This window comes from Micromonospora sp. CPCC 205561 (assembly GCF_036906775.1).
Classification (GTDB): Bacteria; Actinomycetota; Actinomycetes; order Mycobacteriales; family Micromonosporaceae; genus Micromonospora.
On the sequence record NZ_JBAKHV010000003.1, the window covers coordinates 208,248 to 228,601 of the forward strand.

Below are 20,354 nucleotides of genomic sequence, written 5' to 3' on the forward strand. Positions count from 1 at the left end.
TCACGAGCGACAATAAAGGCGGTGAGGAACTGGGGTTCCGTACCGACTGAACGGGGTGGTTTTACGAGCAAGGCAGGTACGCGCGAGCTGCAGCTTCAGCAGCTACTGAAGCAGATCGGCCCGTGCAACAGCGGCATCCTGGTGTCCGCTGCCCAGCAGCGGTGGCCCGGCGCGCCGGCTTCCCGCGTTCAGACCGTCGTGTCCAAGGCCATCTCCGCCGGTCTGATCCACGACCACGGTGGTGTGCTCTCGGCTGCCAATGACTCCACGCCCGCCGACCAGCCGACGACGGCGAGACGACGGCCCGGTCCGCTACGCGCCGTGATCGTTGACGTGGAGGCCGTCGTCCGGGCCAGTGCAGACCATCCACACGGTGACCGCCGGATCTTCCAGATTGGCGCGGTACGCCTATCCGCTGACCCGAAATGGTGCGCTGACCAACCGGCGTTCGCCTCCTGGGTCAGGCTCTCGAACCCACAGTGGGAGCAGCAGCTACGGTCGGCTCACGTCCGTGAGCAATACGCGCAGAACGCGGTCGACCCGGAACAAGCGCTGGATGGGCTGCGCCGGTACATCGACGACGCTGACGTCCTGGTCGCCTACAACGGCGCCTGTGCCGACTTCACGATGCTGGACGAAGCGGCGACCCTGGCTGGGCAGCCGCTGTTGCACGGCCCGCGGCGGGTAGACGCGCTTTACCTGGCGTACACGGTTTGGCCGCACGCCGGTTCCCATCGTCTCGCCGAGCTTGCCGACGAAGTCGGCGTCGACCGGTCCGGGCTCAGTTGGCATGACGCTTCCGACGATGCCGAGCTGACCGCACGGCTGCTGCGGCAGGCGGCTGTGGCGGTGCAGGGCTGGGACGCCGACGTCCGTGAACTGCTGTGCGCGGTCGGTGCCGGCAGCGTGGCCTGGGAGCTGCTCACGTCGCTACTGCCCGGTCCGATACCGCGCCCGTCCGTCGATGACGTGACGGTGGCGCAGGTCATCGCTGATGCCCTGGCCGACCTCGATGCGACGGGGGGATATCAGCCGGTGCGGCGTGGCCGGCTCCGGCCGGTACTGCGGCTACCGGACACCGTCCGCGGGCCAGGCGGGGACGTCGACCCGCACGCGCTGGCGCAGGCGGCGACGACCGGAACGGTGGAGCGGCGGGCAGCGCAGCAGCAGATGGCGGCGTTGCTGACCGGGCAGATCCGCGCCAGCCGGGATGCGTTGTGTGAAGCACCGACCGGCACCGGAAAAAGCTTCGCGGTGCTGGCGGTCGCTTTGCAGTGGCTGGACGGCGACCCACGGCGCCGCGCTGTAATCGCGACGTACACCAAGGCGTTGCAGACGCAATTGGGTGCCGACATCGACCGGCTCGCTGGCGTAATCGACGGTTTGGAACAGGCAGCGGACCTGGTCAAGGGTGCCGCGAATCGGTTGTCGTTGCGTGCCCTGGTCGCTTCGCTCACCGACGCTGCCGCCGCTGCGCAGACCCGGCCGGGCCGGGGCCGGGCCGGGCGACCCCGGTTCGCCGCAGAGACCGGGTTCCGTGAGCTGCTGGTCTACCTGACCCGGCGGCTGATCACCGCGGCCACCGCACCGCAGGGGTGGCTGGCGCGTAGCGCGGACCCGGTGGACGCGCCGTTGTTCCTGGCCGAGTACTTTAGCTCAGCCTACGGGCCGGTGCTCGGGTCGTGGCTGCGCAGTGTCAGCCAGGACGGCGACGACTACGCCCGCGGATCGGGTTCGCCGCTGGCGGCGATGACGGACTCGGTGGCTGAGGCGCTGGCCGGGCATCGTCTGGTGATTGCGAACCATGCGCTGCTGATGAGCCGGCCGGACGTGTTCGATGACGGCACGCTGCTGATCGTCGACGAGGCGCATGCGCTCGAGCAGGCAGTTACCGGCGCTGGCAGCGCGGTCGTGGAGTACCGGCTTCTGGAAAATCTCGTTGCGGAGCTGCGCCGCTGGGCCGACGAACAGACGGACGTGCCGCCGCAGCTGCACGCGGCGGTCGCCGAGCTGGAGGGGCACCTCGACACGGAGATTCTGCCGCGGGCGGGACAGGCGGTGTTCGACGCCGCGGGTGGGGAGCCCGGCAGCCGTGCCGCAACGCTGGCCAGCCCGTTCGGTGGGCTGGGCGGTGACCGGCCGGCCCGGCAGCTGCTGTCGCGGCTGAACACCATCGCGCTCGTCGCGGAACAGGTGCACCGGCAGGTGGTCATGCATCTGCAGACACCGCAGATGCAGTCGGTGTCGTGGTGGGAGAAGGAACGGGCCGGGTCGCTAGCCGCCCGGGTCGCGCAGCTCACCGACGCGGCCGGGCGCATCGTGGCCGATGCCCGCAGCATCCTCGACCCGGATAGTGACCGGGATCTGGGAGCCGAAGGTGGTCCCGGCGCCGCAGTCAGGCTGGACAGTGACGCCGACGATGGTGAGGTCGCCGGTGCTGTCGGCGCTGACGAGGAGGACCTCGGCGCCGGCGAGGAGGACCTCGGCGGTGACGGGCTGTTCCCGCTGCCGGGCCCCGACCTGGGTAACCGGGTGGTGTACGCAGTTGAGCATGACCTAGCCGGAGTCAGCGTCTCCGCGCGCCGGTACGGGTTTTCGCTCGCGTCCGCTCCGATTGACCTGTCCCGTGACCTGCAGTGGCTGGAGGTTCGGCAGCGGTTCGCCCGGATCTTCTACGTGTCGGCGACGCTGCAGGTGGCAGGCCGCTGGGACTACATCCGCAAACGGCTTGGTCTCGGTCCGTCCGTTGACGCGCACACGTTGCCGGGACCGTTCGATTTGGCCGAGCAGGCCCGGCTGGTCTGCTTTACCGATTTCCCGAGCTGGGCCGAACAAACCGACGGTGCGATCCGCACCGTGGCGCATCAGCTGGCCGGCTACGCGCGCGAGGTCATTCGTCCCGATCCGCAGGCGGCGCAGCAGCAGGCCTTCACCGGTGGTGCGCTGGTGCTGACCACGGCGACGAAGGCAGCGGCCGCGATAACCGTGCGTCTGGAGGAACAGGCGGTCGGGGTGCCGGTGACGTCGGCGCCGTTGCTGGGCAACGCGCGGGCCGCGCGGGCGTTCACCGACACCGGCGGGTTCTGCGTCGCGACCCGCGGCATGTGGCAGGGCGTCGACTTCCCGGCCGACCGGCTGTCGCTGGTGTGGATCAACAAGCTGCCGTTCGCGCCATTCGCCGACCCGGTCATCGCCGCTCGGCGGGCCTCTGTCGCCCGCCGAGCCGAGCTGGCCGGCCTTGCGGACCCGGACCGGGTCGCGACCGAGTTGTACTACCTGCCGCTGGCGGCGATGGATTTGCGGCAGGCGGTGGGCCGGCTGATCCGGTCGCGTAAGCACCGCGGTGTGGTCGTGATCAGTGACCGGAGACTCGCCGGGCGTACCGCGCTGCGCCGTGCCTACCGGCGGGTGTTCCTGGAGTCCCTCGAGCCGGGCTTGCTGGTCGCTGACCCGGACACAGGCGAAGCTGCGAGCGGCAATCTGACGACAATGGCCGACGGGTGGGCCAGGATCTGGCGATTCCTCGGCAACAACGGCTTGGTCACCGCCGATCGGGTCGACGAACTGTGCAAGCCGGACGCGCTCACGGAGCGCACGCTGCTGCCGGCTACCCGCAAGATCCGGCAGGCGCAGCTGACCCCTGAGCAGGAGGCCGTCGCACGCGCCGATGGCACGCTGGGACGGCTGTTGGCCGACCGGTGCGCTTCGATCGGTGGTTACCTTCGGTTCTCCGAAACGCCGCTGGCATTGAAGCCACAGCAGGAGCAGGTGATCGAGGCGGTCGCCGACGGTAAGGATGTGCTGGCGCTGCTGCCGACCGGGTTCGGTAAGTCGTACACGTTCCAGCTGCCGGCGCTGGCGTTGCCGGGTGTCACCGTGGTCGTGTCGCCGCTGATCGCGTTGATGGCCGACCAAGCCCTCGAACTGAACGCCACCATCGGTGGGGCGGTCCGGGCCCTGGTCGGGCCGATGGCCGAGTCGAACAGCCGGCGTGGAAAGACCGAGGTCGCCGAACAGCTCACCGGCACCGGCGATCACGGCATCAAGCTCGTCTACGTGTCCCCGGAACGGCTCGGGAACCGCCGCTTCCAGGAGCTGCTGCGCGCCGCCGCCGCGACTGGGATTCTGCGGCGGGTCGCCGTTGACGAGGCGCACACGTTCGTGCAGTGGGGCGACGACTTCCGGCCCAGCTTCCGCCGCGCCGCCCGGCTGCTCGCCGAGTTGCGGTCCCGGCACGGGGTGCGGGTCACCGCGGTGACCGCGACCGCGAACCGGGCGGTCCGGGAAGGGCTACGGACGGGCCTGTTCGGCCTACCCGCCACCCCGGCACCCGGGGAGGTGCTGGTGACAGTCGCAGCGGACCCGCTACGGCCGGAGCTGGCGATCTACCGGCGGGCGATGAAAACGGCTGGCCCGAACGCGGTAGCCGGGCTAACCGAGGCGATCGCCGCAGCGTGTAACGAGCACGCCATCTTCTACTGCCTGACGGTCAAGGAGGTCGACGCGGTTTACGCACACCTGCGCGAGTTCGTCGGTGACGGCGCGCAGCGGGTCCGCCGCTTCCACGGCCGGTTGTCCGAGGCGGAGAAGGCGGCGGTGCTCACCGAGTTCCGCGACGCCCCGACCAAGCATGAGGACGGATACGCCCCGCTGCTGATCGTGGCGACCAGTGCATTCGGGCTGGGCGTCAACCGCGGCGACATCCGCTGCGTGTTCGTGGTGTCCCCGCCGACCGACCTGGCAGCGTTGTACCAACAGCTCGGTCGGGCCGGCCGGGACCAGGCTGGCCGGCCGCCGGGCGAGGTGACCACACCCTCGGCCGGGCTGGCGCTGGGCTCCAGCCGCGGGTTCCGGACCGTCGCGTGGATGGCCGCGCAAGGGCTGCCGGCGGCAACCTTGCGCACCGTCGGGCAGGCGGTGCTGACCGCGGCCCGTACCGGCGGCGTCCTGGACCCCGACCGGGTCGCCGACGGCTGCATAGCCTCCGACCTGGCCGCCAGCAGGCTGACCCGTGACGACGCCCGCCGGCCGGGTACGGTGTCGCAGTACCGGGCAGCGGTCGTGCGAGCCCTCGCGGTCCTCGCCGAAACCGGGGCAGTCGACGACAACGGGGACTTTCCCGCGACGGTGACGATCACCCCGCTCGACGATCCGGCCCGCTGCGACGACCACACCCTCACCGCCGCTGCCGTCGCAGTGGCTGCACTAGCGGGCGCGGCGCCGGGCCGGCACCGGATGTCCGACGTCCACGCTGCCCTGACCGAGCAGGTTCGGGGGTACCGGCTCGTCGCCGACGACCCGGCCCAGACATGGGCCGTCCTGGCTACGCTGCACGACCTCGGCGTCGTCGACGTGTCCCAGGCCGGGAACAACCGGACCCTGATCGCGGTCGGGGCGCGGGGCAGCGGCACGCTGCCGGCCGACTACCTGCACCGGATGACCGGTCACCGTGCCCGCCTCACCGACGACCTGCGGGAGCTGCGGGCCTGGTACGACGCCGGTGTGTGCGCCAACACGGGATTCGCTGGCTACTTCTCCCTGACCGGTGCGGTGGTGCTCCCCGATGGTGTCTGCTCCACCGCGGCCTGCCGCTGCTCCACCTGCTGGTCGACCAGCGACGATCCGGCGCCGATACCGGCATTGCTCGACGCGTTGAACACGCCCCGGCCGCGGCCTGCCGCGCGCCGGGACGCGGCACCGTACCGGGAAGCGGTCCAGCGGTACGTGCGGTCGCTGCTGTGGGACAACTACCGCGGCTTGACCGTCGGCATGATCCACCGAGTTCTCCACGGCGACGAGACGTATCTCGCCGCCGATGGTCGGCGCCGGCCGCTGTGGCCGCGGCTGCTGTACCACCGGCTGCGTGGCGTCGACCCCGGGATACAGGCCAGCCACGTGCAGGAAGCCGTCACCGACCTGGTCGGCTGCGGCGAGATCGCCGGTGACGGCCGGGTGTGGCGGCTGCGCCGGTACACCGAACGTGACGCCGCCCGCGCCCAGGCGGCCGGGAGGGGGGCCCGATGACCACGGTCGGCACCACAGTGTGGCGCCCGTTCCATGACGAGCCGCTGTTCGTGCCAGAACTGCTGCATGGTCCCGGCGCCGTCCCGGGCCGGCTATGGGACCAGATCATCGGCTTCCTCACCCGGGTCGCCGAGGTCCGGCGGGCGCCGCTGCACACCTGCACCGCGTTCAACGCACTGCATTTCGGCTTCGATCTCGACACCCACGGCTACCGCGCCGAGGTCCTCGCCCCGGACTTGTTTGTCCAAGTCTGCGCGGAACAGCAGCAGCGGCCCGTGCTGCCAGTCGGCACGTTCCTTCACATCGACCGCGGGGGACGCCGGTCGCTGCTGGCCGAGGTCGTCGCCCGCTACGGCGCTGACCCCGCCGTCGACGACGACGGATGGGCACCCGCGTCGCTGTCCGGTGGCCCACCTGGGCAGGAAGAACCCGGCGGCGCCCGTACGGGCGTCGAACGGATCATCCTGGACGTCGAGGCGTTCGGGGCCCCACTCACCACCGCCGAGTACATCGAACTGGACCGGCTGCGCCGCCGCGGATCGGTGCTCGACGCCCGCGGCCACCTGACCGGACCGGTGCACTATCCGGCCGGGACCGGCGGCCGCGACGACGTGGCCCTGTACGCCGCCCACCTGCTCGGCCCAGGTCGGCCGTTGCTGCTCGGCGGACCGCTCGGAGGTCTGCTCACCGACCCTGGCGATGAGCAGGTCCTCACCGCCGCCGTACACCAGGCGCTCGACACCATCGACCGTCTGCTCGACGCTGCCGGTGCGCTGCGCCGCTGGCACGGGTACACCATCAACCAGGACCGGTTCGAACGGCGCCGCCGTGATGGCTGGCCGGGCTTGGGCGCCGCAGTCGTCGACGACGTCATCGCGACCCTTCGCCGCGCTGGCCCGCAGCCGCGCTACACCGGCGTGTGGCCGCTGCTGGCTTCCCGCACCAATGTCGACAGCGCCGATGCAGACCCGCTCGAGCTCGCTGGCGCCGCCGACGTGGTCGTGCACACGAACCTGGTCGCGGCGGACCTGGCTGCGGCGGCAACCGACGGTCTCCTGCCCGGCGGTGTGCACCTGCGCGTCGACGATGTCTGGCAGGCCGGTGGCCTGTGGCGCTCGGCACGGGAACCGGTGCCGTCGGCGGTGCTGGCCACCGATCCGCGTACCCCGCTCGGCCTCGGCCATCAGCCCGGTGTCCCGGACGGTCCCGAACCGGCCCAGCCCGGATCTGGGCCCTCCTCCGGCGGTCGACAGCCCGCACCGTCGGACCCGCCGGCCGCACACGGTGTTCCCGCCGGCGAGGAGGACGTCGCTGCCGAGCGAGACACGCCGGGTGAGGCGGACGCCTCGGCCGAGGAGCAGGGCGAGGACCTGTCCGGTCTCGTCGTCGTCCGCGACAGCCTGGTGGTGTACACCATTGCGCTACGCGAGAGTCACTGGGACGCAGGCGAACTGCCTCTAACTGGGCAGGGGGCGGACGTCCTCGCCGACGGGCCACTGATCATGCAACTGCACCACGACGGTGAACCCCTCCAAGACACCGAACAGATCCAGCAGATCAGCCGTGACGGCACCGTCCTGACCGGTATCAGCTGGCCGTGGAGTTTCTACCCCGGCATCAAGGTCACCGTGGCGATCGCCCGTAACGCCACCCGGATCAGCGCCACCACCACCCTGCTCGACCATCCCCTGCCGTACGGCGACCAATACCGGTGGGACGCCAACGCCGCCATACTCGCCGCCGCGATCGGTGCCGAGCAGCCACCAGCCGAACCGGCCGCCCCGCCGGAGCACCAGACGCCGCTCCCGGCCGGAACGCCGGAACGGTACCGCGGGGTTCCCCAGCTGCGAGGGCTGATCATCGCCGCGCTGCGGCGCCACGGCACGCTCGGCGCGTTCGGGGCCCGCCGGCTCACCGGGCCGCAGCTGCTCGCCGCGCTATTCGGGCCCGACCTGGTCGCTCCGCCGCTGATGTGGGAGGTCATCTACACCTGCGACCGGCTCGTCGACGCCGGCAAGCTGACCAAGGAACCCGGCACCGGCAGCCCTGACCAGCCCGCAAGCGGCGGACCCGACGTGTTCGTATGGTGGCCCGACGACAACGCCCGGCGCGGCGCTCACCAGCACACCGCCCGAGCCGACGTCCTCGCCGGCCGGATCCGCGAGCACTGGGTGCCCCCGTTCCTGCGGCTGTTGCCGACGGGTCACCAGGCCAGCGACGCCGCCCGCAACGCCTACACCGAGTGGGTCCTGAAGGTCTACGGCCCGGACGCTGACACCACCCTGCCGGCCGGTTACACGTTCGTCCGCGGCCAGCTCCGCGGCTCCGGCGAGTCCGCCGGTCTGCTACACCTCGCGGCAAACCCGCATCACCACCCTGCCTGACCCCTTGCACCACCGCTCACCCGAGCAAAGAACCATGGAAAGTGAGACTCTCCGCGATGGCTTCACCGTCACGACGCCGCCGGCGCCGGCACCCGCGTACCTGTGCCCACCATTGCACCCACGTCAGCCCGGAACTGGCTGGGGCCCGCGATGAAGCGATCGCAGCACTAATCGGCGAGCTCGACGAGCTCGGCGACCCGATCGGGGCCGCGCTCGAATGCCTCAGCGGCGAGCAGTTCGCCAGCCTGGTCTGGCAAGTGCCTCCACCCGGCCGGACCGATTTCCTGACCGACCTGGGAGTTCCGCCCGCGCGGCGGCCCACCGCCACAGCGGCCCGCATGGGACTGGGCAAGCTTCGGCAATGGCCGAAACTCAAGCGCGACAAGGCAGCCCGCTTCCTCACCCACCGCGTCGCCGACCGTCTCGACGCCGAGTGGCACAAGGCCGGCGGAGACGAGCAGCAGCGCGAGAACGCGCTGCGGGACACTCTGACCGGCGACCCTAGCCAGATCAACTCCCTGCGGCTGGCTCTGATCTGCCACGGCCCGACGTCCTGGGGCATGACGGCTGCGCTGCGGATCGGCTTGGATTCCGCAGTAGGCCACCCGGACTGGCCGCGGCCGGCCGTGGACAACATCGCCGCGGCGTGCCGCCGTCTGGAGAACGTGTGGGCGCAGGTCGCTGCCGCTCACGCCCAGCCGGCCACCGACGACGAGCCACACGACGTCGAAGAGCTGCACGATGACGAGAAAACCGGTGAAGACGCCGTCGACGACCAAAGCGACGGTGACGCCGAACCCGGCGTAACAGCGCCGCCCCTGCCGGACAGGGAACCGACCACCGAAGGGCCCGCCACCGTGTCCAGTGAAACCGGCAACCCCGTCTGCGTACCCGGCACCGGCACAGTCGGCAACGGACACGACCCGGCCGCCGCAGCAGCGGATTTGCTGAACCTTCAGGCGCAGGCCCAACAGGCCGCGACGGCACTCACGGAAGTCCTTCACCGCGGCGGGATCCCGCACCGGCGGTACCTGGACCCGGTTGCCGCGTTCATCGACGCCGCCGACCATCTGCGTGACCTGCTCGGCGGACCGGACCAGGCCATACCCACTGAGGCGACCGTCGAGTACCTGCTCACTGCACTGTCAGCCATCGGCGAACTCCACGATCAGCGGGCAAGAATCGCCAGCATCGCCCGGCTTACCGGCCCGGACAGCGAACGTGACCGGATCGCCTCGGCCGTCACGCTGGCCTCCGAACTGCAGCAGACGCCGGTATGGGGGCCGCAGCAGCATGATCACGCCACCGGATTGCTGGCCCTGCTGGACCTGATCGGCGCGGCCGCCGCCAAGGATATGCAGGCGCTGCCCGCCGCCCTCGCCAGCATCGAGCAGCACCTGCCGGACAACATCGCCTCCCTCCGGCTGCCTGCTGTCGGCGGCCAGCTGCAGATAACTGACAGCACCGCCTCTGCCGCGGACCCCGCAGCCAAGGACGAGCGCACCTCCAAACCGACAGCGGCTACCGAAGACCCCGCGCCCGTACAGGAACCGGCCACCACCGCCGCGCCGGCTCCGGTGGCCATCCCCGACACGCCGCAGCAGCCGACGCTGCCGGCCGCCGCGGCCACACCAATGCCGTCCACCACTGACATCCCCACCACCGAGGGCACACCCGTCATCGGGTACAAGCCCGCCGCGGCGGGCACATCCTCCGTCGAGGACGAACCTGCCGAGCAGGACACGTCCGCCGACAATGCTGCAGGACGCGACCTCGTCCGGCAGCTGCTCGGCGCCGGCCGGCTGAGCTTGGCGTACCACGCCGCCGCAGCCTGCGGCGACCGCCGACGCGCCGACGCGCTGCGCATCCTGGCCCTCGCCGACGCCGTCCGCAGCGAAACCTCCCCGACCGCCGGCGCACTGCGCACCGCACTGGAAGCCGAACAGGGCAGCCCGGCGTCCGCCGACACCGCCGTACAGATCCTGCTGCTGGCCGGGACCGTCCGCGCCTGCCTGGTCACCGCCGACGCCGGAGCCGGTCGAAGCGCCCAGACGATCGCCGAGTCCCTGCGCCAGCTTCCGGCCCTGGCCGCGATCACCGACACGATCGGGACCGCGACGGCGAAACGCCGCCTGTACAGCCCTGACGTGCTCGCCGCTCTCGCACCTATCGCCGGCGCCGACAACGACATCGCCATGACCGTCGAGGCCGCCCATTCCGACATCAACCGGCCCCGCAGCCTGGACTTCGTCCGGGCCAGCCAGATCGTCGACATGTGGTGGGCGCCGAACGGCGTCATCGGGCGGATCCTCGCGATTGCCGCCGCCGACCACCGTTCAGAGATCGAGACGGTCGCCGAGCAGCTGCGCCTGTTCGCCAAGCGGCAGTACCTCGACGACCTGCTCAACCGAGAAGACGCCCAGCTGCGCTCCGGTAGCAGCCGCCCACTGCAGGGCCAGCAGCGGCGCAAGCTCAAGGAGATGGCAGACCGTTCGGTGACGGTCGTCCGCGCCTGGGTCGATGCGGTCCGCGCGAACCAGGCCGCCGCTCACGGTCCCGTGCCCGCCGACCTGGCCAAGCTGCGCCTCGACGTCCTGGCACAATGGCCAGCAGCCGAACACGAACTGCAGAACCTGATTGCGGCAGCCGCAGAAACGCCGTGGATGCTACAGGCCGAGGCCGCACAGGCGTGCCTGACGAGCATGCGAAGCAGCGTCGGAATGCTCGACGGTCACAAGCCGACCGGTCCCGACCGGGACCCTGACCTGGTCCTTCACCAGGACCTGCTGCGCTGCGCGGCACTGCCGTTCACCGCCGACGGCGTGCCCGCCCGCACGGTCACCATCGACGACATCCACACCGCGCTCGGCACGAGCTGGGAGAACGGATTCACGCAGCGGCTGGCCGGTGAGGACTACGTCACGGCCGCTCTAATCATCGACGCGGTCACCGACCCGGCCCAGACCCGGGACATGCATGATCGCCTCGCGACTGCGGCCACGCAGACCTTCGACGAACTGACGACCCTGCACCGCGACGTGTCCAGCGACGTGGCCCGCGCCAGCCGACTCGGCCAGCTCGACGAGAACGCGAGCACCGCCATCAACAGCGTCCTGGCCGCCGCCAACCTCAGCCGAATCAGCGGCCCGCCGCAGAACCACAACCTCAGCGAATTCCGCAGCCGGCTGCTCGACGTCCAATCACGACTACCGCAACACCTGCACGAGGCACAGGAGGCCCTGCGGAAACGAGCCGACAACGAAGTCCCGGCCAGCCCCGACCGGCAGAGCCGGCTTACCTCGATCTACGCCCGCATCGACGCCGGCGACCTGGCCACCGCCGAGGAGTACCTGCTCGCCGCAGTTCACGGGGAGGCACCGCCGACAGCCGAGCCGTCCAACGACCTGCACCGGTTCCTGCAACTCACCACCCAGGCGGCCAGCGGTATCACCGCCAGCATGGTCCTCGCGGTCCGCCACGGCAAACCGCACCCGTCCCTGGGGGTGAACAGCCTGTCCGCCGCGCAGCGCGCCACCGCCGACACGCTGCAGATGTGGCTGGACATGCGCGACATCCGGCACAACAACGTGCAAAAGAGCACCCTGATGGCAGCACTACGGCTGGCCGGTATCGAGTTCGCCAGCATGCAGCCGCTGCGAGAACTGACGGCCAGCTCCCGCCGCGCCTGGTGGGACCTGACCGGGGTACGCCGCATCGGAGAGACACCCGGCGTGCCGCAGTTCAGCCCGTCCGCCGGGGAACGTCAGCGCATCATGCTCTGCTGGGGAGAGCCAGACGTGCGAGCCATGTTCGGCTGGATCACCCAGGACCCCGGCACCGACCACCCGGTCATCGTGCTGCTATTCGCCGCGATGACCGCCGACCAGCGCACCGAGTTGGCACTGATGTGCGCGCAGCGGGGAGAAAAGCCGGTCATCGTCATCGACGACATCGCCATGCTGCACCTGGCGTTGCACGGCAGCGGCCAGTTCATGGCCACCGCACGGACCCTGCTGCCGTTCGCGGCGACCAACCCGTACGCCCCGGACGGGCTGGCGGCACTGCCGTCGGAGATGTTCTTCGGCCGCCGTTCCGAACGCAGCGACATCATCGACCCGAACGGCGCGAACCTGCTCTACGGCGGCCGGCAGCTCGGCAAGACGGCGCTGTTGCAGGACGCCGCTCGCGCGTTCGCCCGAGTTCCGGAGCACCAGCCGATCTACGTGACTCTGCACAACGTCATCGGCACCAAGGTCAACCCGCTGACGCTGTGGGACAAACTGTCCGAGAAGCTGACCGAACTCAAGATCGTCCCGCCGCGTAAAACTCGCGACCCGATCAAGAACGTCACCACCGCGATCGCCGCCTGGCTGGGTGAGAACCCGACCCGGCGGATGCTGCTGCTCATCGACGAATGCGACGGATTCTTCGACGCTGACGCCGAACTCGGTTTCGAGCACGTCACGCACCTGCGTAACCTGCGCGACGAGACCGGCCGCCGGTGCAAGCCGGTGTTCGCCGGCCTCCACCAGGTGCAGCGGTTCGCTCACCTGCCGAACCAGCCGCTGGCCGGCGCCCACCTCGGCGAGCAGATCGCGATCGGCCCGCTCAGCCCGGAACCGGCGTACCAGCTGCTGTTCACTCCCATGGAAGCCCTCGGGATCCGGTTCGAGTCCGACGAGCTGATCCACCGGATCCTCGCCTACTGCAACTACCAACCGAAGCTGCTGCAACTGGTCGGCAAGGCCCTCGTCTCGTCAGCGCTGGCACGCCGCCGCACCGGCCCCTACTACTCCCTTGACGAGCAGTTGCTCGACCACGTCCTCGGCTCCGAGTCCCTGCAGCAGCGGGTCCGGCAGACCGTCCGCCTCACCCTCGATCTGGACTCGCGGTACAAACTCATCGCCTTGGTCGTCGCGTACGCCGCGCTCGAGCACGGCGCCGACTACACCATGACGACCTCGCAGCTGCGTGAGGAGTGCCAGGGCTGGTGGCCGGCCGGGTTCGCCGGACAGGGTCCCGGCGAGTTCCGGTCCCTGCTGGACGAGATGCGCGACCTCGGCGTCCTGGCCGTCACCGCCGGCACCCGGTGGCGGCTGCGTTCAACGAACGTGCTGCGGCTGCTCGGCTCGACCAACGAGATCTGGGAAGAGCTCTGCAGCTCGCAGTGGCGGACCACGGTAACGAAGCTGTCCACCGAAGAGGCACGCGGTCACCTGGATGACGGGCTCATCTCCCCGTGCACCGAGCAGCAGCTGTCTCGAATCGTCAGCCGGACCTCCGGCAGCGCCGTACGGGTGATCGCCGGCACCCACGCCACCGGTGTCAACCGGGTGCGTGACCTGCTGGAGCACTCCCGGAGAGGATTCGGTGCGCGGTTCGACCTGTCGGTGACGACCAGCCCTCAGACGTACGGGAAGGCGCTGCGCAGCGGTGAGGCCGGAGGCCGGCACCACGTCGTCCTGAGTCAACTGCTCACCGCGAAATCCGACACCCTCGTCGACACCGTCGTCAAAGCGATGCAGATCCAGCCCACCGCTGGCGCGACCCGCACAGTGGCAGTTCTCGTCGACGTCAACGCCCCCGGTGTCCTCGACGTGTTGACCGGCCCCAGCTTCGCCGTAAGCAACGACGACATGATCACCCTACGCAGGGCCACCGACATCGGCCTGCGAGGGTGGCTGTCGGACAACGAACTCATGAAGGCGTTCACCGACGCGACCAGCCAGGCTGAACTCATGGCCGCAACCGGCGGCTGGCCGTTGCTGCTGGACCTGGCCGCCGACAAAGCCCGTGAGCACACCAGCACCCGCAAGGTGTGCGCCCAGGTCACCGCATACCTGTCAACTGTCGAAGGGGCCGCCGATTTCGTCGAAGCGACGGGACTGCGAACCGACTCCGACGCGGGCGATGCGTTCCAGGGCCTGATCGACTATGCCGGCCCCGTCACGTCCGAGGAACTGGTCGAACTGTCCGCGGTGACGGGATCCGACCCGGAACGCACCGCCCGGATCCTGCAGCTCCTCGACGTGATCGATCAGAGCGACGTCGATGGGCGGTGGACGCCAGAACCGGTGGTGGCCCGAAGCTGGCGACACCTACACGCGCTCGCGTAGCCACCCTGCCGTCAGGGACGCACCTCGGGTGGCCGTGGATTGCACATCCCGGCCACCCATCGCGGCTTGTCCAACAGGCCCTCGAGTCGATCTGAACCGACCCGGGGTGTTTGAGAGACCGGGGAACCTCGCTTGTCCCCACCCGCGGGCCCGTCGAACCGCTCGACGTAGCGACGCAGCATCTACAGCGCTTGACGCGGAATCAAGAGAACACAATGCCGCTTCATCCGGGATGCGGATGAAGCGGCAGGTCAGAGCGTTCCACAGCCAGGAGCCCGGCGGCCGACGGTCCGTGCCGTTACCGCCAACAAAGATCATCCGTTACCGGATGTTACCGCCGTTACCGGAGAAGATCTTCATCTCCCCAGGTCAACCGGTCGGGACGGCCGGATTCGAACCGACGACCCCTTGACCCCCAGTCAAGTGCGCTACCAAGCTGCGCCACGTCCCGATGCTCCCGCGCGGATCTCCCCGCGACAGCCGGTACAGCTTAGCGCAGGATCTTCCGGTCGTCCGCACTGCCCCCTCCGCGCCCCGCACGCGTCCTCCGCCCCACCACCCCTAAAGCGTCCTAGGAGGATAGGGGAGTTGGTGGGGCGGAAAAGCCGGGTGGGAGCGAGGCTCCCACCCGGCTTTCAGGTCGAGCGGATCAGCCGTGGGCCTTGCCCCGGCCGCCCGGTCCGAGCTTCTTGCGGGGGCGTACGGAGATCTCGATCGGGCTGCCCTCGAAGCCGAACTCCTCGCGCAGCTTGCGCTCGACGAAGCGCTGGTAACCCGCGTCGAGCGGAGCGGTGGTGAAGAGCACGAAGCGCGGCGGGGCCACGCCCGCCTGGGTGGCGAAGAGGATCTTCGGTGCCCGGCCGCCGCGTACCGGGTGCGGGGTGGCCTGCACCAGCGCGGTCAACCACGAGTTGAGCTGCGCGGTCGGCACCCGGGTCTCCCAGCTGGCCAGGGCCTTGCGCAGCGCTGGCGCGAGCTTGTCGACCGCGCGGCCGGTCTGCGCCGACAGGTTGAGCCGGATCGCCCAGGGGATCCGGCGCAGCTCGCGGTCGATCTCCTTGTCGAGGTAGTACCGGCGGTCGGCGTCGACCAGGTCCCACTTGTTGAAGGCGATCACCAGCGCCCGGCCGGTCTCGGTGACCATGGACAGGATCCGCTGGTCCTGCTCGCTGATCGGCTCGCTGGAGTCGAGCAGCACCACGGCGACCTCCGCCGCCTCGATCGCCGAGGCCGTCCGCAGGCTGGCGAAGTACTCGGTGCCGCTGGCCTTGCCGACCCGCTTGCGCAGACCCGCGGTGTCGACCAGCTGCCAGGTCTCCCCGCCGATCTCCACCAGGCTGTCGACCGGGTCCACGGTGGTGCCGGCGACCGCGTCGACCACGGCCCGCTCCTCCCCCGAGAAGCGGTTGAGCAGGCTGGACTTGCCGACGTTCGGCCGGCCGACGAGGGCCACCCGGCGCGGGCCCCGCGGGCGGTTCTCGACGATCTTCGGGGCCTCCGGCAGCGCGTCCATGATGGCGTCGAGCAGGTCGCCGGAGCCCCGGCCGTGCAGCGCCGACACCGGGTACGGCTCACCGAGGCCCAGCGACCACAGCGAGGTGGCCTCCATCTCGATGGAGGTGTTGTCGGCCTTGTTCGCGACCAGGAGCACCGGCTTGGCGCTGCGGCGCAGCATCCGTACCGCCGCCTCGTCCACGTCGGTCGAGCCGACCATCGCGTCGACCACGAACAGCACCACGTCGGCGGTGGCGACCGCCGTCTCGGCCTGCGCCGCGATCGCGGCCGCCCGGTCCTTGGCGTCGGGCTCCCAGCCGCCGGTGTCCACCACGGTGAACTGCCGGCCCGCCCACTGCGCGTCGTACGGGACCCGGTCGCGGGTCACCCCCGGGACGTCCTCGACGACCGCCTGGCGGCGGCCGATGATCCGGTTGACCAGCGTCGACTTGCCCACGTTCGGGCGCCCGACCACGGCCACGACCGGCTGCGGGCCGGTCGGCTCCTCGGTCTCGACGTCCGGCTCCCGCAGTTCCACCCAACCGTCGGCGTCGCTCATGCCACTCCCCGCCCGGTCAGCAGGTCGCGCAGCCGAGCGACGACCTCGTCGATGCCCAGCTCGGTGGTGTCGAGAACCACGGCGTCGGGGGCCTGGGTCAGCGGGTCCGTCTTGCGGGTCGAGTCGAGCCGGTCCCGCCGGGCCAGGTCGGCTGCCGTGGCCGTCACGTCGGTGGCGTCCTCGGCGCTACGCCGGGCGGCCCGGGCCGCCTCGGAGGCCGTCAGGTAGACCTTCAGGTCGGCGTCCGGTGCCACCACGGAACCGATGTCGCGCCCCTCGACCACGATCCGGCCGGCGCTGGCGATCATCTCGCGCTGCCGGGTCACCAGCAGCGCGCGCACCGCCGGCACGGCCGCCACGGCGGAGACCGCCCCGGTCACCTCCGGGCCGCGGATCTCGGCGTCGACGTTCACGCCGTCGGCCGTCACGCCGTACCCCTCGGGGTCGGTGCCGACGCGCAGGTCCACCTCGCCGGCGACCTTGGCCACCGACTCGGCGTCGGTCAGGTCGACCCCCGAGCGCAGCACCACCCAGGTGATGGCCCGGTACATCGCGCCGGTGTCGAGATAGCGGGCACCGAGGCCGACGGCGAGCCGTCGGGAGACGGTGGACTTGCCCGAACCGGACGGCCCGTCCACAGCGACCACACAGCGCCCGGCCCGTACGTTTTCCTCCACCGTTGTCCTCCTCAGCCCGTATCCCACGGAACGTCCAACGCGTCCCGCGAGCGGTTGTCACACTCTCTCCATGATGCCCGGCGCCGCGCCCGTGGCGCCGCCGGCGGCACGTCGCCCGCCGGGCCGCCACGGAGCCTACCGGCAGCCGTACCCCGAACCCCGGGGGTCAGTCACTCACGGCCTTGAACAGGGCGGCGACCTCCGCGTTGGTCAGCCGCCGCGTCCGCCCCGCGCGCAGGTCGCCCAGCCGGATCGGCCCGATCGCGGTACGCACCAGCCGGCTCACCGGGTGGCCGACCTCGTCGAGCAGCCGGCGCACGATGTGCTTGCGCCCCTCGTGCAGGCTCAGCTCCACCTGGGCGCTGCGTCCCAGCGTGTCCACCACCCGGAAGGAGTCGACCTTCACCGGGCCGTCCTCCAGCTCGACGCCCGCCATCAGCCGCTTGCCGAGGTTACGCGGGATCGGGCCGGACACCTCGCACAGGTAGGTCTTCTGCACCCCGTAGGAGGGGTGCATCAGCCGGTGCGCGAGGGTGCCGTCGTTGGTGAGCAGCAGCAGGCCCTCGCTGTCGGCGTCGAGCCGCCCGACGTGGTAGACCCGCTGCTCCACCCGGTTGCCGAGAAAGTCGGCGAGCGCGGTACGCCCCTTCTCGTCGGCCATGGTGGAGACCACCCCGCGGGGCTTGTTCAGGGCAAGGTAGACCAGTCGGGTGTCGGCGACGAGGCGCTCGCCGTCGACGTGGATCACGGCGGTGGCCGGGTCGACCTTGTCGCCGAGCTTGGCGACCCGCCCGTCGACGGTGACCCGGCGGCGGAAGATCAGGTCTTCGCAGGCCCGCCGGGAACCCACGCCGGCGGCGGCCAGCACCTTCTGCAGGCGCTCGGCCCCCTCGAAGGCGGGCGCGTCAGGGCGGGGCATGCGGTCATCGCGTGGCATCGGCAAGCTCTTCTACGTCGTCGGGAAGGAACGGGGCCAGCGGCGGGAGGTCGTCGACGCTGTTCAGCCCGAGCTTCTCCAGGAACATCGTGGTGGTCCGGTAGAGGAACGCCCCGCTGTCCGGTTCGGTGCCGCACTCCTCGACCAACCCGCGGGAGACCAGCGTACGGATCACCCCGTCGCAGTTGACACCCCGGATGGCGGAGATCCGCGACCGGGTGACGGGCTGCTTGTAGGCGACCACGGCCAGTGTCTCCAGCGCGGCCTGGGTCAGCCGCACCGACTGCCCGTCCAACACGAACCGTTCCACGTAGGTGGCGTATTCCGGCCGGGTGTAGAGACGCCAGCCGCCCGCGGCCCGACGCAGCTCGAAGCCGTGCCCGGCGGCGGTGTAGCCCGCGGCGATCTCGTCCAGCACCGGCCCGACCCGCTCCGCGGACTGCTCCAGCACCTGGGCGAGGACCAGCTCGCTGACCGGCTCGTCGACCACCAGCAGGATCGCCTCCAGCGCCCCGCGCAGCTCCGCGTCGTCGAGCCGCGGCGGTGGTTCGGGCGCCGACCGCCGCCGCCCCGCCGGCCCCTTCGCCGGTACGCCCGCGGCCCCGCTCCCCCGGGCCCCGCCCGCCGGCGGCCCGAGCGCCCCGGGGGACCTGGTCGCCTCACCGGGCCCGCCGGTCTCCGGGGGCCCGGCCGTCCCGCCCGGCCCGCCGGCACCGGCCGTCGCGCTGGCGGTGGGCGCCGCGTCGACGGCGGACGCCTCGCTCCCGGCGAGGGCCTCGCTCCCGGCGGGGGGCGCGCTCACGGCAGGGGCAGCGCTCTCGGCCGGCGCCGCGCTCGCGGCAGGTGCCCCGCTCGCGTCAGGGGCCGCCGGGTCGACGCCCGACTCGGCCCGCGCCGCAGGCGTGGCGGCGGCGTCCTCGGCGACCCCGGTGACTCCGGGCCCCTCCGGCGGCGTGGAGCCACCGGGATCCTCGCCTCCGGGGGGCGTGGCGGGGGCCGTGGGGCGCTGCCAGGGCGGCACCCAGGCCGCGGCCTGATCGGCCAGGGAGTCCCGACGTTCGTCGTTGCTCATCCCGCTCGCTCCTCCGGCGTCGCCGCCCCGCTCTCGTCCGCCACCGCGCCCGGTGCCGAAGTGCTCACGCCCGCCGCCGCGCCCGGTGCCGGCCCGCTCTCGTCCGGGGCCGCGCCCGGCTCGGGCGGGCTGCCGGCGTACTCGTCGATGTGCAGGTCGGGGCCGCCGTCGGCGGGGCCGGTCCAGCGTACGGTCAGCTCCTCCAGCGCCTGCTCCTGGACGAAGGCGACGAGGCCTTCCCGGTAGAGCTCCAGCAGGGCCAGGAACCGCGCCACCACCTCCAGGGTGGCCTCGCAGTCGGCGCAGAGCAGCGAGAAGGTGGCCGTGCCGGCCCGGCGCAGCCGCTCGGTCAGCACGGCCGCGTGCTCGCGGACGCTGACCCGGACCATGTGCACGTGGGCGATCGACACCTCGGGCACCGGCCTCGGCGTCATCGCCCTGACCGCCAGCTTCAGCAGCCGCTGCGGGCCGATGCCGAGCACCAGGTCGGGCAGCGCCTCGGCGTACCGGGGCTCCAGGGTGACCGCCCGGGGGTAGCGCCGGCCGCCGACCTCCTCCAGCGCGGCGATGTGCGCCGCCGCCTCCTTGTACGCCTTGTACTGCAGAAGCCGGGCGAAGAGCAGGTCCCTCGCCTCCAGCAGGGCCAGGTCCTCCTCGTTCTCGACCTCGGCGGCGGGCAGCAGGCGGGCCGCCTTCAGGTCGAGCAGGGTCGCGGCGATGAGCAGGAACTCGCTGGCCTCGTCCAGGTCCCACTCGTCGCCCATGGCGCGGATGTAGGCGATGAACTCGTCGGTGACCCGGTGCAGCGCCACCTCGGTGACGTCGAGCTTGTGCTTGCCGATGAGCTGGAGCAGCAGGTCGAACGGGCCGGTGAAGTTCGCCAGCCGGACGGTGAAACCGCCGCTCTCCTCGGGCCCGCCCGCCGGCTCCGCCGAGGCCCCGGGCCCGCCCGCCGGTGCCGGCGACACCTCGGGGGCACCCGTCGCGACCCGTGCGGGCGGCTGCTCCGGCGTCGTCGGCGGATCGAGGGGTGGCGCGGTCACCGGGAGACCGTAGTCCACGCCCCGGGCGGCACGGCGTGAAGGTGCACC

At 71.2% G+C, this 20,354-nt stretch carries 8 protein-coding genes and 1 tRNA gene; 3 read left to right on the plus strand and 6 right to left on the minus strand.

Going from position 1 to position 20,354, the window contains the following annotated elements; genetic code table 11:
• Positions 1 to 21 precede the first annotated feature (21 nt).
• The 3 genes from V6V16_RS04330 to V6V16_RS04340 are packed head-to-tail and all read left to right on the plus strand — an operon-like array spanning position 22 to position 14,524.
• Positions 22 to 6,024, plus strand: a complete 6,003-nt coding sequence (locus tag V6V16_RS04330; RefSeq protein ID WP_334559625.1) for a DEAD/DEAH box helicase — start codon at positions 22 to 24, stop codon at positions 6,022 to 6,024.
• Positions 6,021 to 8,408 carry a hypothetical protein gene (locus V6V16_RS04335; RefSeq protein WP_334559627.1) on the plus strand — a complete coding sequence of 796 codons (2,388 nt, stop codon included), beginning with the start codon at positions 6,021 to 6,023 and terminating at the stop codon, positions 8,406 to 8,408. Before V6V16_RS04330 ends, V6V16_RS04335 begins: the two co-directional genes overlap by 4 nt.
• Positions 8,409 to 8,464: 56 nt before the next feature.
• A complete protein-coding gene (locus V6V16_RS04340) occupies positions 8,465 to 14,524 on the plus strand; it encodes a hypothetical protein (protein ID WP_334559629.1) in 6,060 nt (2,019 codons plus the stop codon).
• A 377-nt stretch (positions 14,525 to 14,901) separates the two neighbouring features.
• Here the strand turns inward: V6V16_RS04340 and V6V16_RS04345 are convergent.
• The 6 genes from V6V16_RS04345 to V6V16_RS04370 all read right to left on the minus strand — a co-directional run bounded on the left by V6V16_RS04345 (position 14,902) and on the right by V6V16_RS04370 (position 20,306).
• Positions 14,902 to 14,975 (minus strand) — tRNA-Pro (locus tag V6V16_RS04345).
• 198 nt (positions 14,976 to 15,173) lie between these two features.
• Positions 15,174 to 16,577: a ribosome biogenesis GTPase Der gene (gene der / locus V6V16_RS04350; protein WP_334559630.1), complete on the minus strand. Its 1,404-nt coding sequence runs from the start codon at positions 16,575 to 16,577 to the stop codon at positions 15,174 to 15,176.
• Positions 16,574 to 17,254, minus strand: coding sequence for a (d)CMP kinase (gene cmk / locus V6V16_RS04355; protein WP_334559632.1), 681 nt, complete (start codon positions 17,252 to 17,254; stop codon positions 16,574 to 16,576). Before cmk ends, der begins: the two co-directional genes overlap by 4 nt.
• A gap of 166 nt (positions 17,255 to 17,420) precedes the next feature.
• A complete protein-coding gene (locus V6V16_RS04360; RefSeq protein WP_334559634.1) occupies positions 17,421 to 18,191 on the minus strand; it encodes a pseudouridine synthase in 771 nt (256 codons plus the stop codon).
• Positions 18,178 to 19,263 (minus strand): SMC-Scp complex subunit ScpB, encoded by a 1,086-nt coding sequence (scpB, locus tag V6V16_RS04365; protein WP_334559636.1) that lies wholly within the window; start codon positions 19,261 to 19,263, stop codon positions 18,178 to 18,180. Before scpB ends, V6V16_RS04360 begins: the two co-directional genes overlap by 14 nt.
• Positions 19,260 to 20,306: a segregation and condensation protein A gene (locus V6V16_RS04370; protein WP_442934026.1), complete on the minus strand. Its 1,047-nt coding sequence runs from the start codon at positions 20,304 to 20,306 to the stop codon at positions 19,260 to 19,262. Before V6V16_RS04370 ends, scpB begins: the two co-directional genes overlap by 4 nt.
• Positions 20,307 to 20,354: the final 48 nt, after the last annotated feature.